Below are 14,019 nucleotides of genomic sequence, written 5' to 3' on the forward strand. Positions count from 1 at the left end.
AGGGGAATTTATTATGGAACAAGCAGTTACTTATCACGTAGATGAAAGAAACGTTGCCCTTATTACGTTAAACCGCGCTGACAAACACAATGCATTTAACGATGACATGATAGCTACGTTAACCGAGCTATTTACGCGCGCCGGCAACGACAGCAGCGTTCGCGCCGTTGTTTTACAAGGCAAAGGAAAGAGCTTCAGTGCTGGTGCCGACTTAGAGTGGATGAAGCGCATGGCGCAGTACGATGAAGCCAAAAATCATATCGACGCAATGGCGCTGGCTACTATGTTACACACCTTATACACCTTGCCAAAGCCCACTATTGCCCGCGTGCAAGGGGCGGCATTTGGCGGCGCGGTTGGTCTTATTGCTTGCTGCGATATTGCCATTGGAAGCAAATTAAGCAAGTTCTGTTTAAGCGAAGTAAAAATAGGCTTAATTCCCGCCACTATCAGCCCTTACGTGATAGAAGCCATGGGGGCACGGGTGTGTCGACGCTATTTTCAAACCGCAGAAGTCTTCTCTGCCCGCCGAGCTCGCAGGCTAGGACTGCTTAGCGAGGCTGTGACCGAAGATGAACTTGATAGCACTATAGACGATATTGTCACCCAAATTTTAAAAAACGGACCCGTGGCGGTATCGCAAGCCAAAGCCTTAGTGCAGCAAGTTGCCAATGCGCCTATTAATGCTGAATTGCTTGATGATACAAGCAAACAAATTGCCAAAATAAGAACCTCGAAAGAAGGGCAAGAAGGCTTGGGGGCGTTCATCGAAAAGCGCGCCCCAGCGTGGCAGGAGAAACAAGCATGATCAAAAAATTACTGATTGCTAATCGCGGCGAAATTGCATGCCGAGTGATGCGTACAGCCAAAGCCATGGGTATTCAAACGGTGGCGGTTTATTCAGACGCTGATGCAAATGCCTTACACGTTTTACAGGCGGATGAAGCGGTTTATTTAGGCCCTGCCCCCTCGAAAGATAGCTACTTGCGCGGAACTGCAATTATTGAATACGCCAAAAAGCTTGGTGTAGATGCCATCCATCCTGGGTATGGTTTTTTATCTGAGAATGCCGAATTTGCTAAAGCATGTGCCGCGCACGATATTATATTTGTGGGCCCACCTGCGTCTGCCATAGAAGCCATGGGATCTAAATCTGCGGCCAAGAAAATTATGGAAGATGCCGGCGTGCCTTTGGTGCCAGGTTATCACGGAGATGATCAAGATGAGGCTACCTTAAAGCAAGCCAGTGATGCAATGGGCTATCCTGTGTTGCTTAAAGCTGCTGCCGGCGGCGGCGGTAAAGGCATGCGTCAGGTGTGGAAAGAAAGCGAGTTTTCGGCGGCGCTAAGTGCAGCAAAAAGAGAGTCGATGGCAAGCTTTGGCGATGAACATATGTTGGTTGAAAAATACCTCACCCGGCCGCGCCATGTTGAGATACAAGTTTTCTGTGACACCCATGGTAATGGCGTGTATCTATTTGAACGTGACTGTTCAGTGCAGCGTCGTCATCAAAAAGTGATAGAAGAAGCACCTGCCCCTAATTTTCCTGCCAATATTCGGCAGCAAATGGGCGAAGCGGCCCTTCAAGCAGCAAAAGCGATTAATTATGTAGGTGCGGGAACCGTTGAGTTTTTGTATGACGAAGACGGCTCGTTCTATTTCATGGAGATGAATACCCGCTTGCAAGTAGAGCACCCTGTTACGGAAATGATTACCGGTGAAGACTTGGTTCGCTGGCAGCTTGATGTAGCAGAAGGAAAAACCCTGCCCAAGACCCAATCAGAATTAACGCTAACGGGACACGCATTCGAAGCGCGTATTTACGCCGAAGATCCAAACAATGATTTTCTGCCCGCCAGCGGCACGCTCTCGCTTATCAAGACACCCATGCTATCAAGCCCGACGTCCTATCAAAATAGCCAGTCGCTAAACAAGACACCCACGTTATTTAGCCAAGGATCAACAAGTAAAGTCCGTATCGATACCGGCGTGCAGCAAGGTGACGACATTAGCGTTTATTACGACCCGATGATATCTAAACTCGTTGTATGGGGTGAGAACAGAGAAGCTGCTTTAAAACAATTAGTTAGTGCACTTAAGCAATATCACCTTGACGGCGTAACCACGAATATTGATTTTCTTATCGACGTGGCTTCAAGTGCGCCTTTCATTAGCGCTGAATTAACCACAACTTTTATTGATAAACATACTGACACCCTGTTCAACAATCAGAGTCAATCAGTTGATGCTGAGCTTCCCGCAATAGCACTTTTGTCTGTACTTTCACGTAATCAAAGTACAGCGAAGAGTAATTCACTGCCCTCACCTTGGGGGATTGTTGGCTCGTGGCGCCCCAACATGGGATATCAAGAATCCCTTTCGATTATGATGGGTGATGAAGTTCATTCACTCACAATAAGACATATCGCCCAATCAGGTAATAGCCTGAATCAAAAAGGTATTTCCCTTGAGGTAATCACGGATACGGAAAGCATTGAAGCAACTGGTCATCTTGCTGGTGATGAATTAATTGCCTCTGTAGATGGAGTAAGACGGACATACCATTTCTCGAACAACGAAGGTCAATTTGGCTTATTTAGTCAAGACTCAACCTGCAATTTTAAGGTCTTAGCACCTGATATGGGGGATGACGACAACCACAGTGGTGCAAGCTTAGATGCACCAATGAATGGTACCGTGGTGGCTCACTTAGTTGAGGTTGGTAGTAGCGTCAAAAAAGGTGCACCGCTACTTATTATGGAGGCCATGAAGATGGAACATAGTATTACAGCGCCTTGCGACGGTGTGGTGCAAGGCTATTATTATCAACCTGGTGAGTTGGTAGATGGAGGCTCAGTGCTAATTGATTTCGATTCTGAGTCAGAAGTTGAATGAGTGTGGAAACCGCTATGAAGACACCCATCGTAAATTCACCCTCTAACCCTGCGACTCACTTTCCCTCTAAAGTGAGGATCGTGGAAGTTGGTGCTCGTGACGGGTTGCAAAATGAAAAGGCGATTCTTAGCGCTAAAGACAAAATACATCTCATCAATTTGCTTAGCGCAAGTGGTTTAAAGCGTATTGAAGCTGGCAGCTTTGTTTCTCCCAAGTGGGTTCCTCAGATGGCAGATTCTGACGCAGTTTTCAATGGAATTAGCCGTTCCAATGATGTTATCTATTCAGCCCTGACCCCTAACCTAAAAGGGTTTGAAGCTGCGCTGTCTGTTGGCGTTGATGAAGTTGCTATATTTGGCGCGGCTTCTGAATCTTTTTCTCAAAAAAATATTAACTGCTCAATCAGTGAAAGCCTAAAAAGATTCGAGCCCGTTATTGCGGCCGCAAACACGCATAATATCCCAGTTAGGGGCTACGTATCTTGTGTGATGGGCTGCCCTTATGAAGGAGAAATATCTAGCGACTCGGTAGCGCAGGTTTCCAAGGGTCTACATGATATGGGCTGCTATGAAATTTCACTTGGCGACACCATTGGAACCGGCACTCCAGCATCTACTGCTCGTTTGCTCGAAAACGTTTGCCACCACGTACCAGTTGCCGACTTAGCTGTCCACTTTCATGACACCTATGGCCAAGCATTAGTCAATATCTACACCGCGCTACAATTTGGTATATCGAGCATAGATAGCGCTGTCGCAGGCCTTGGGGGCTGCCCATATGCTAAAGGCGCCAGCGGAAACGTGGCGACAGAAGACGTTCTGTATATGCTAAATGGACTTGGAATTGAAAGTGGCGTAAGTATGGATAAGTTGCTTGTTGCCACTGAATTTATCTCTTCTGTATTAAACAGAAAACCAGTGTCTAAGGTAGCTAATGCATTGCTTGCCAAGGTAAATTAGATTCACTTCCTTCGGCATTTAGCGCAACCAAGACATCCATTGTAAAATAAAGGGTCAATTCAATAGTACTATCAAGACACCCTTAGTAAAGTACTATCAAGACACCCTTAGTAAAGGTCAGCTAACCGGACACCCACGATAATACAAAGAATCAATTCGATTAATTCACACCTAAGATACAGGTTCATCAATTGCAATTGATTGCTAGCATGGACGTATATGAATTTACTGGATGTTAGCCGTGCCGCAATCAAGACGCAGCCAAATCAGCCTTGCTGATACTCCTTATTATCACTGCGTTTCACGCTGCGTTAGGCAATGCTACCTATGCGGTGTTGATCAGAATTCGGGAAAAAGCTTCGAACATCGAAGAGGCTGGGTCGAGCGCCGCTTATTAGAGTTAGCTTCGGTGTACTCCATTAATATTTGTGCTTATGCGGTGATGAGCAATCACGTTCATGTAGTCCTGCATGTTGATAAACAAGGTGCCAATTCATGGAATCTAGAGCAAGTTCTAACCCAATGGCACCGTATCCATAAAGGCACTCTACTTACCCAAAGGTATCTTAAGGGTGAGCGCCTCTCGGAAGCCGAATTACAAACAGTAACCGATACTGCTGAAGTTTACCGCCAGCGCCTGTACGACATTAGTTGGTTTATGCGAAACCTTAATGAGTTCATCGCTAGGGCAGCTAATAAAGAGGATGAGTGTACAGGACGATTTTGGGAAGGAAGGTTTAAATCCCAAGCTTTATTAAATGAAAGCGCCCTACTTTCCTGTATGGCTTACGTGGACTTAAATCCGGTTAGAGCTAATATAGCGACAACGCCTGAAAATTCTAGGTACACCAGTATTCACTCACGAATACAGGCAATGAAGTGCAATTCGAATACTTCTGAATTACTACCGTTCACAGGAGAGTGTGAACAACACGACTCCAAACTATTATCCGTTGGCCTACCCGACTACCTTGAACTCGTCGATACAATGGGAAGAATCATTCGTGACGACAAACCAGGTTACATAAATAGCAATTACGCCCCGATATTGTCTAGATTAGGGATAAAACAGATGCATTGGCAGACGCTTACCACTAGCTTCGAAAAGTTATTTAGTTATGCGGCTGGGTGTGAAGTTACAATGAGAAAGTTTAAGCAAAATACCAATAGGCAGCGAGTAAGGGGAATAAAGAACGCAAAATTGCTTTCCCACGCAAGTTAGTTACTGTCTTCTGTTCGTAAATATGAGCTAAATTGATAAAAGTCTCCCTTTTTGACTCTCCAACCCATTAACGTTAAAGGTTAATTTGTAGCCCTACCTTAGTGGTAACACTACGTCCTTACTAACCTTTTTTAAACTGTCTAAATAAGCACATCACATCCATAAATAATCGCCGAGTCAAATACTTGGGCCTTTTTAAACTTCTGCTCGGCTAATAAAACTAACGAGACACCCACTGTATTTCCTTGAGCAGGAATGAGATTAAAAACCTTCATTAGGGTGGATGTCCTCATATCTTTTATATTTTCACCACAAATCCTAGTTAAATGTAAACTTGGGTGTCTTCGTAAAATTAAGTAGTCTTATAAGCTAAGGTTTCCCTGATAACCTTCTTAAGATGGGTGTCCTGTTAGCTCTCTGATAGCGTTATTAAGTTGGGTGTCTTGATAACTCTCTTGATAACTCTTATAACGTCTGAGAATTCTTAATCTAAGCAGGTTCTCGATTACCACTTAATGCCAACCAAGACTCATTAGCTTTCCAGGTCGTTAGCCATTGTGAAACTTGATTAGCTGGCATAGGCTTAGCAATGCCATAGCCTTGCGCTAACACACATCCCAAGTGGATAAGCGCAACGCCGTGTTCAACTGACTCTACGCCTTCCGCAATCACTTCTCGTTTAAATGCTTTTGCTAATCCCACAACACCTTCAACAATCGCTAAGTCATCGGTGTCATCTAACATGTCTCGTACAAAGCTTTGGTCAATTTTGATTAAGTAAGCTGGCAAACGTTTAAGGTAAGTAAGTGATGAGTAACCAGTACCAAAGTCATCTAAAGCAAAGCTAACCCCTAAATCGTGACACGCATTCATTGTTGATGATACTTGAAAGGTATCTTGAAGCGCGCTGGTTTCCAAAATTTCCAGCTCTAAATAGCCTGGGTCTACGTCGGGGTGCGCCGCTAAAAGTGTTTGTAACCGAGAAGTAAAGTTGTCTTGCTGCAGTTGATGTGCACTAATATTCACACTTACGGGCAATGAAATACCGCGTCTCTGCCAATGCGAAATTTGTGTTAAAGCCGCATCAATAACCCACTCTCCTACTTTCAAGCTGATACCATGTCCTTCAATAACTGGCAAAAATTCGAGCGGTGGAATCAAGCCGCTTTCAGGGTGCTCCCAGCGGAGCAAAGCTTCTACACCAATCACTTCACCAGAGCGCATATTCACCTTAGGTTGGTAGTGTAAGACAAACTCTTTGCGATCCAACGCAACCCGAACATTATCAATGCTCTTGTTATAGGAATTAATCGCGTTATCTTGCTCTAAATCGAACTGATGATATCGGTTTTTCCCCCCCTGCTTTGCAACATACATGGCTTGGTCTGCGTGGCGTATCAACTGATCCGCATCTACGTTATCTTGAGGGAAAACAGTCACGCCAATACTGGCCGACACTTGCATAACCGCCTCAGCAATATTGACGGGGGCCGACGCAGATTTAAGAAGTCGATTTAGAACATGCTCACAGTCACTAAACTCATCCAAATTAGCCATAATAATAATGAATTCGTCACCGCCAATACGTGCAATTGTATCTCCTGCTCTCAAGCTAGCTTTTAAGCCATTGGAGACTTCAACCAAAAACTGATCACCAATGTCGTGTCCGTAATTATCATTAATCGCTTTAAAACCATCTAAATCCATAAATGCGACGGCCAGTGAATTTTGTTGTAGCTGACTGTGCTTAATGGCTTGATTAAGTCGCTTGGCAAGCAACACTCTGTTAGGTAAGTTGGTCAGCAGATCATAATGCGCTATTCGTTCTAACTTACCTTCATTGAGCTTAATTTCGGATATGTCGGTTGAGAGTGATACATAGTGTTGCACCTGCCCTTCCGCGTCTTTGACCGCACTAATTGTGACCATCTCAGGATAAACTTCACCATCCTTACGACAGTTCCAAATCTCACCTCTCCAGTGCCCATCGGTGTTCAACGTATTCCACATGTTTTTATAAAACTGCGCGCTGTGTCGTCCAGACTGAAGAATTCTAGGGTTCTTCCCTAGCACTTCCGATTTGCTGTAACCGGTGATTCGGCACAACGTATCGTTCACTTCAATAATAGTCGCTGAGGCGTCGGTTATGATAATTCCTTCGTTCGCATGAGTGAAAACGCTAGCAGCACGCTTTAGTGTCTCTTCGGAACGATTCTTTTCGATAGCGATACTCGCTAAACTTGCAGTTTGCTCAATTAGCGCAAGATCAGTATCCGAGGGATTATTAATACTAGAGTGATAAATAGCAAAAGTACCGAGCACAGCGCCTTGCGTAGAACGAATTGGTTCAGACCAACAAGCTCCTAAATTAGCGCGTTCAGCTAACGCTTTGAAATTTTCCCAGTAAGGGTGTGTTTGAATATCTGCCACGATGACACGTTCGTTAGTAAACGCCGCTGTACCGCAAGAACCCACGCCCATACCTATCTCTACACCATCAATAGCATCGGTATAAAATTTAGGAAGACTAGTTCCAGTTCCGTTGCGCAGATGCCCCCCTGAATCCTCAAGGATCAAGATGCTGCACATCATTTCTGGGTTATTAAGCTCAACCACGCTGACAATGGCGTCTAGCACCTTTTTTAGAGGTTCTCCGCTGGTAATGAGTTCTAATACCTCGCTACGCGTTGTTTCTCTTAACTCGTTCTGCCTGCGTTTAGTAACGTCTCGGATAACACCAACAATAAATCGTCTATTATTGCGGTCGATAAATCGGCTCAGTTTAGCAAGTACTACCCGTGCCTGGTTGCCCTTACCTTGCAGGGCTTGCTCTATGACTTTATCTTCTCCGGTATCTAAAACATACTGATCGCTGTGCGCTAACTTCACCAATTCTTGTGGGTAAATTTTATTTGAGAAGGTTTTTCCAATGAGTTTTTTTCGAGAAACGTTTACAAGCTCACAAAAGGCGTTGTTAGCAACTAAAAGTTTACCCTCCCCGTCTTTTATAAATACAGGGTCAGCTGATATATCCAAAAACGCATTAAGATAACCCTCTAATTCCTCGGGATCTTTTACTGGCAATGCTGCCGGGCCATTGTTTTCTTGCTGTTTATAAGACATATGTGAAACCAAACTTGATTACTAAAGCCACGTTCGCCCAATATCGACTGATATATAAATTGGGTTTCAGAAATGCAATCACGGTAATTTGCACGGCGTTCGACCTCCTATTCCCTTATTTTTCCCTTGGTAACATAAGCGTAGTACAAATCGCCATAGTGAGCATTGCTACCATAATGTACACCACTGAAAAGTCGATAAAAGACGATAAAATCGCGTACAATCCACCAAAGCCAAGTAAAATAAGGCCTATAGCTGTATTTGAAAAACCGACTAATTCAGTCCTGTCTTGTCCATCTTTAATATCTAAACTGTAAGTTTTGCGCCCTGTTCGCACACCCGCATGAGCAATAGAAAGAATAAAAAACAACCCTGCAGACATCCACAAATTTTCAGGCTCCATAGCAAGTAAGCCAACACAGGCAATTATTGCCAAGGCACCTGACAATTGAAGGGTGAATCGAGCGCTTTTATCTGCAATTTTTCCCCAAAGAAAAGAAGAAAGCATAGAAGCTAAGGCTTGTGCAGCAAGATAAAACGGGAGCAAAGATTTAGCGCTTTGTGAACTTTCCAGCATAAAGTATGGCGCCACTAGCGCAGAGTGGACGAACAACCCCCTCACAAAAACGAACCGATATACCGTGTTGTCAAAACGCCAATTAAACAAAGACTTATTTTTAGATTCTTCTATTTCAACATGGGTTTTTATTGAAAACATTAAAAATAGCGTGACACAAAATGCAAGCGCTGATGACCCTAGCAAAATATAAAGTGAATAGCCTTCAAGCTCTTTTTCAAAATACACCAAAGGTACTGCGGCGCACAACGTCATCACACCAGACGCCGTGGAAGCTAACCCTACTAACTTCCCCCGTTCCCCTTTTTGACTGACATCGGCTTCCATGTCTTTTACGGTAAGTGAGCTTGCAGAGCGGCCTAAACTAAGAAATACAAGCGAAGCGAGTATAATTAGCCCAGCCACAAAACCTTCGGTGACAAGCGCGGCAGCTAACATGGTACATATGGCCGATACCTGTACAACCATACCCAATCGCCAAACGTGGTGTCTAGCGCTTTTCCTGCGTAAATACATACCAATTAGGGCTTGGGGTAATAGTGCGCCAGATTCGCGAATTGGCACCAACCACATCACCATCCAGCCAGGAGCCCCTAAAGAGATTAATAGTGCGGGTAATGTAGTTTTTGCAGACGCCAGTAAATCGGCCAATTTATTAAAAGCTAGGCCTACAATTAGACGACGTTTATTTCCCAGCATGTCCTTTCCTAAGGTAATTTCACGAAATCACAAATGCGACTACTCAGCAAGCGTACCAAAATCAATTTTAGCATTACTTAAAGAACTTTATACTAAAAACCCTTGATACTTGATCATGCTGCGTTTATGGGCACTATATCGTACTAACACACTGAACAATCTTAACAATTAGGCCAATTTAGAACTAAAAGCTTATCGAGACACCCATTATAAACTGACTGACCCACTAATTTGTTCAAGTACGATCGCGAGGGTTCCATCAGAGTTTTACATTATATTTTAAACACTATCATGGGTGTCTCGTTAACGCTTTTAAGACGACCAAAGCATGGGTGTCTCGTTAACGCTTTTAAGACGACCAAAGCATGGGTGTCTTCATAACGATGTATTGTTTCTAAACGTGGGTGTCTCGATAACGCCATCTCTATAACGCCAATAACATCAGCTAGCAGCACTAGAAAATCCATTTGGATTTCTAGTGCTGAAAACGAAAAAAGCCGAGTTCGCTTTGGAAAATATCCATATAAGCGAACTCGGCTTAGTCTGTAGTGAAAACCATTTGGCGCTTTTGCGCTAAGGTAAAAGCTAGACTAAATTACTACCCTTTATTTTCTACAACCGTTTTCAAATTTTCTAATCCCATTTCGAAATCTGGGCCAATCATGCCATCCATCATAAATACGAAGTAGCGGCTGATAATATTGTTGCCTACGTCGCCGGAGTCAACCCACGTCACTTTGGTAGCCTCACCTGCGGGCGATATTACCAATGAACCCGTCGAACCCATTTCCCATTCAGGAAAAGCCAATGAGTAAACCACCTTTTTATTGTGTTCTAAATCGGTAATTTTCATCTCCCCATAGCCTTCCGTCACGCTTGTCCAAGATGACATCATTCCAATAGCTCTATCAGGTCCAGAGTAATCGATTTCCATACTAGGGTCCCGTTGAAACCAAACGCCCCAGTTTTGCCATGCCCGTAAATCGACAACATCGGGATAAATTTCTTCAGGTTGTGCATTAATCAAAATGCTTCTTTCAACTGTGTATTGCTTTGGCAGGAACAGCCCAACCACAACTACCAAAGCAATCAGTAAGCCCACACCTAAAACTATCTTCTTTAAAACTGCCATCTAAAACTCCATGATAATCACATAGGATTAGAAATATATAACAATTATTTAACAAATGGCACTGATGATTGACTAAATTCTCCGCTTAAATAATGAATTACCATTTCGCGAACATAATCAGCATCAACACTTGCCACCCAAGAAATTGAGCTCCCCGATTTGCCGCAGAGGTAAGTATGTCCCGCATTCGGCGTGGTTGTGCTCACTGCAACTTGACCGGTTTCAATACGTAACTTGTCTTCTGGCAACGCTAAGATACAAGTAGAAAGAATATCCCATAAAAAATACGTAAATTCATAAGACGGAATAGACGTTACCGTAGACGCCCAGAATTGACCAGATAGGTCTGATACTGGCGTATTTTTTACCGCAAGTTGCCGCAAGAAATCCCAACTAACTGGCAAATCGTTGGTGGCATCTAAAGGCACCAATAGCAAATTTACACCACTATCTACCAATGCTTTAGTCGCCTTAGGATCCCAATATGCATTCCATTCCGCTGAACCGTCGTGATCATGCATAGCCACATTGCCTTTAACCTTCACCGCTCCACCCATCCACACTACCTTTTGTACGTTATCTACCAGGTCTGGACTTTGGGTCAGCGCGGCGGCTAAATTGGTTGCAGGGCCAGTCATTAACACGGTGACAGGCTCAGCAGCATGAGCTAATGCATCTTGCATCCATTCATGAGCGGCCTTGGTTTCTACTTTCACTTCATCATGAGACGTACGTAACATTAAAGGTGTAGCATGGCACATTTTAGGCTGAGCCCGCCATTCAGGCGGAAACGGATTTGGGCCGGCTAACTGCCCTACACTCACGGGAATATGAGTGTTCCCTGTCAATGTTAAAATTTTACGAGTGCTAAGCAAAGCATCATCAGGATAACAATCGGCCGGCGTAATGGTGACACCCACCACATCAATATTAGGCAAACGCAGCAAAAGTATTAACGATAATAAATCGTCAATACCACCATCGTGGTCAAAAATAACTGGGGTAGTAGAAGACATAAAAAATCCCTTAAGAAAAAAATAACGTTTTTTTTACATAGTTCAGTAAAACGCCGTGGCTTTATATTTATTCTTGTGTAATATGAAGTTAGGTTATCATAAAACCTAATTTTCAAGGGCAATATTCTACTTACTACGCCCTAGTGCAATCGGTATGAATTACGGTTTTTACACATTCATCGACACCGCAAAATTGTGTCTTAAAAAATGGAGAACGAGGACATGGCAGATCAGAGTCCACGCTATATTAGTAATCTGACTCGCGATACCTACGCATTGATTCTGGCCGGCGGCCGAGGGTCACGTTTGCATGAGCTAACAACATGGCGTGCAAAACCTGCTCTCTATTTCGGTGGTAAATTTAGAATTATCGACTTTCCCCTTTCCAATTGTATCAACTCAGGTATTAGGCGAGTTGGTGTAGTTACCCAATACAAATCACACTCCTTGATAAGGCACTTAGTGCGCGGTTGGGGGCACTTCAAGAAGGAACTTGGCGAGTCGGTAGAAATTCTACCCGCTTCTCAACGATTTTCAGATAGCTGGTACGAAGGTACCGCCGACGCAGTATTCCAAAATATCGACATTATTCGAGACGAACTCCCCAAGTACGTAATGATTTTATCTGGCGACCATATCTATCGCATGGATTACGGTACTATGCTAGCTCGTCATGTTGAAAGTGGCGCAAAAATGACCGTGTCATGTATGTCAGTGCCTATCGAAGAAGCTGCCGGTTCATTTGGTGTTATGTCCGTTGACGAAAACTTCCGTATTAATGGTTTTGCAGAAAAACCTGAGCATCCGGCTCCCCTACCTGGCGATGATACCCGCTGCCTAGCATCAATGGGCAACTATGTTTTCGATACTGAGTTTCTTTTCGAACAATTACGAAGAGACGCTGAAACCTCTGGCTCACAGCGTGATTTTGGTAAAGATATTATTCCGTCGATTATCAAAGATCATCCCGTGTATGCGTTTGAATTTGAAAGCACCGGCGGTGGCGATGCCTATTGGCGCGATGTAGGTACCATTGATTCATTTTGGGAAGCCAATATGGAAATGGTTGCGCCGGTTCCACAGCTTAATTTGTACGATCAGAAGTGGCCTATCTGGACCTACCAAGAACAATTACCGCCTGCAAAATTTGTGTGGGAAGATCACGACAGACGCGGTGAAGCGATTAATTCGGTTGTGTCTGGCGGCTGTATCATTTCTGGTTCAACCCTTCGCGGCACAATTTGCTTCTCTAACGTAAGAGTGCACTCGTACGGGCTTATAGAAGATGCGGTAATTTTACCTGATGTAGAAATCATGCGTCATTGTAAGCTAAGAAAAGTACTGCTAGATAGAGGCTGTGTTATTCCAGAGGGCACCGTTATCGGCTACAACCATGACGATGATAGAGCTCGAGGGTTCCGTGTTTCAGAAAAAGGCGTGGTGTTAGTTACAAGAGAAATGCTAGGCCAACCTGTTGGCGGCCTATCTCCTAACTAAAAGCTAGTTATTCCATTTTGAAATAGTGGTTGAAATAAGTTCGGCCACTGCTTCAGGATGTTCTAGCGGAAACATATGCCCACCTTTAAATTCAGTATGGTCAATGTTGTTATGCTGAATTAACCTTTCGTACATAGCCGGCCTACACACGGCACCATCTTTAGCCGTTACCAGCAATGCCGGGCACTTCAATTTACCTTTATACTTACCTAAATTGTGCGGTACATTTCGAAATAGCGACGCTTCTACCTCGGCTTTAAATGTTAGCGATGTCATCTCACCTTTAGTGTGGGTTACATGCTTTACATAATCACGAATACACCGCTTATCCATATTACGAAACAATGCTTTTCCTTGAAAATACGCTTCCATATCAATATGAGATGGCCATTGCGTATTTCGAGTTTCAGCTAGCTTTGCTGGGGTTAATTTATTAATTAACGGCGTCCTCTTTGCAAAGCGAAAAAAGTAACTCATGGGCCCCATCACTAACGGAGGGTCAAGCATGATAAGCCCTCGGAACAAGCTGGGCTCCTCGCAGGCTGCCATGTATGAAATCACCGCACCAAAAGAATGCCCTACCGCATAAACACCTCTACTGTCGGTGTTTTCGGCTTTTACGTATTTAATAAGCTCATTAACTTGATTGCGCCAATTCGCATTTACTGGCAATTGAGGATCGTGACCAAACCGGTCGACATGAAGACGATGAAAGTGCTCAGGTAATGAAGAAAAAAGCGCGTTATAACTACCTGCAGGAAATCCATTTGCATGGGCAAAGTGAAAACTTATATCGGTTTTCGACAATGAAATACTCCTTCACGAAAAGCGGTACTAAAGCTATACGTACCGATAGCAAAGCGGGAAAAGTAAGGGCTGGTAAACCAGCCCTCAATTAA

11 protein-coding genes are annotated in these 14,019 nt (G+C 43.9%); 5 read left to right on the top strand and 6 right to left on the bottom strand.

Annotation, left to right across the window (positions count from 1 at the left end; translation table 11 throughout):
• The first annotated feature begins 13 nt into the window (after positions 1–13).
• The 4 genes from AMBT_RS10065 (at position 14) to AMBT_RS10080 (ending at position 5,076) form a co-directional block, all read left to right on the top strand.
• Positions 14–808 carry an enoyl-CoA hydratase/isomerase family protein gene (locus tag AMBT_RS10065; protein WP_013784517.1) on the top strand — a complete coding sequence of 265 codons (795 nt, stop codon included), beginning with the start codon at positions 14–16 and terminating at the stop codon, positions 806–808.
• On the top strand, positions 805–2,895 hold the full coding sequence (locus AMBT_RS10070; RefSeq protein ID WP_013784518.1) for an acetyl/propionyl/methylcrotonyl-CoA carboxylase subunit alpha: 2,091 nt from the start codon (positions 805–807) through the stop codon (positions 2,893–2,895). The genes AMBT_RS10065 and AMBT_RS10070 overlap by 4 nt, the downstream gene beginning before the upstream one ends.
• Before the next feature lie 14 nt (positions 2,896–2,909).
• Entirely contained in the window at positions 2,910–3,854 is a 945-nt protein-coding gene (locus AMBT_RS10075; protein ID WP_049791817.1) for a hydroxymethylglutaryl-CoA lyase, read from the top strand.
• Positions 3,855–4,095: 241 nt separating this feature from the next.
• Positions 4,096–5,076 (top strand): transposase, encoded by a 981-nt coding sequence (locus AMBT_RS10080; protein ID WP_041452917.1) that lies wholly within the window; start codon positions 4,096–4,098, stop codon positions 5,074–5,076.
• Between the two features lie 489 nt (positions 5,077–5,565).
• Here AMBT_RS10080 and AMBT_RS10085 read toward each other — a convergent pair whose 3' ends face one another.
• The 5 genes from AMBT_RS10085 to AMBT_RS10100 all read right to left on the bottom strand — a co-directional run bounded on the left by AMBT_RS10085 (position 5,566) and on the right by AMBT_RS10100 (position 11,623).
• Complete coding sequence (locus AMBT_RS10085; RefSeq protein ID WP_013784522.1) at positions 5,566–8,199, bottom strand: EAL domain-containing protein; 2,634 nt, start codon at positions 8,197–8,199, stop codon at positions 5,566–5,568.
• A gap of 115 nt (positions 8,200–8,314) precedes the next feature.
• Positions 8,315–9,475, bottom strand: coding sequence for an MFS transporter (locus AMBT_RS10090; RefSeq protein WP_013784523.1), 1,161 nt, complete (start codon positions 9,473–9,475; stop codon positions 8,315–8,317).
• A gap of 272 nt (positions 9,476–9,747) precedes the next feature.
• On the bottom strand, positions 9,748–9,942 hold the full coding sequence (locus AMBT_RS22440; protein WP_148259097.1) for a hypothetical protein: 195 nt from the start codon (positions 9,940–9,942) through the stop codon (positions 9,748–9,750).
• Between the two features lie 131 nt (positions 9,943–10,073).
• Positions 10,074–10,607 carry an SRPBCC family protein gene (locus tag AMBT_RS10095; RefSeq protein ID WP_013784524.1) on the bottom strand — a complete coding sequence of 178 codons (534 nt, stop codon included), beginning with the start codon at positions 10,605–10,607 and terminating at the stop codon, positions 10,074–10,076.
• A gap of 44 nt (positions 10,608–10,651) precedes the next feature.
• A complete protein-coding gene (locus AMBT_RS10100; RefSeq protein WP_013784525.1) occupies positions 10,652–11,623 on the bottom strand; it encodes a nucleoside hydrolase in 972 nt (323 codons plus the stop codon).
• 222 nt (positions 11,624–11,845) lie between these two features.
• Between AMBT_RS10100 and glgC the strand changes: the two genes are divergently transcribed.
• Positions 11,846–13,120 carry a glucose-1-phosphate adenylyltransferase gene (gene glgC / locus AMBT_RS10105; protein ID WP_013784526.1) on the top strand — a complete coding sequence of 425 codons (1,275 nt, stop codon included), beginning with the start codon at positions 11,846–11,848 and terminating at the stop codon, positions 13,118–13,120.
• 3 nt (positions 13,121–13,123) lie between these two features.
• Here the strand turns inward: glgC and AMBT_RS10110 are convergent, their stop codons facing one another.
• Positions 13,124–13,927, bottom strand: a complete 804-nt coding sequence (locus AMBT_RS10110; protein WP_013784527.1) for an alpha/beta fold hydrolase — start codon at positions 13,925–13,927, stop codon at positions 13,124–13,126.
• Positions 13,928–14,019 lie beyond the last annotated feature (92 nt).

It is taken from the genome of Alteromonas naphthalenivorans, assembly GCF_000213655.1.
Lineage (GTDB): Bacteria > Pseudomonadota > Gammaproteobacteria > Enterobacterales > Alteromonadaceae > Alteromonas > Alteromonas naphthalenivorans.

What these genes read in the sequence shown, in the direction of transcription:
- glgC (WP_013784526.1), top strand. Translation starts at nt 11,846, where the DNA reads ATGGCAGATCAGAGTCCACGCTATATTAGTAATCTGACTCGCGATACC.
- AMBT_RS10070 (WP_013784518.1), top strand. Translation starts at nt 805, where the DNA reads ATGATCAAAAAATTACTGATTGCTAATCGCGGCGAAATTGCATGCCGA.
- AMBT_RS10090 (WP_013784523.1), bottom strand. Translation starts at nt 9,475, where the DNA reads ATGCTGGGAAATAAACGTCGTCTAATTGTAGGCCTAGCTTTTAATAAA.
- AMBT_RS10075 (WP_049791817.1), top strand. Translation starts at nt 2,910, where the DNA reads ATGAAGACACCCATCGTAAATTCACCCTCTAACCCTGCGACTCACTTT.
- AMBT_RS10095 (WP_013784524.1), bottom strand. Translation starts at nt 10,607, where the DNA reads ATGGCAGTTTTAAAGAAGATAGTTTTAGGTGTGGGCTTACTGATTGCT.
- AMBT_RS10085 (WP_013784522.1), bottom strand. Translation starts at nt 8,199, where the DNA reads ATGTCTTATAAACAGCAAGAAAACAATGGCCCGGCAGCATTGCCAGTA.
- AMBT_RS10065 (WP_013784517.1), top strand. Translation starts at nt 14, where the DNA reads ATGGAACAAGCAGTTACTTATCACGTAGATGAAAGAAACGTTGCCCTT.
- AMBT_RS22440 (WP_148259097.1), bottom strand. Translation starts at nt 9,942, where the DNA reads ATGGATTTTCTAGTGCTGCTAGCTGATGTTATTGGCGTTATAGAGATG.
- AMBT_RS10100 (WP_013784525.1), bottom strand. Translation starts at nt 11,623, where the DNA reads ATGTCTTCTACTACCCCAGTTATTTTTGACCACGATGGTGGTATTGAC.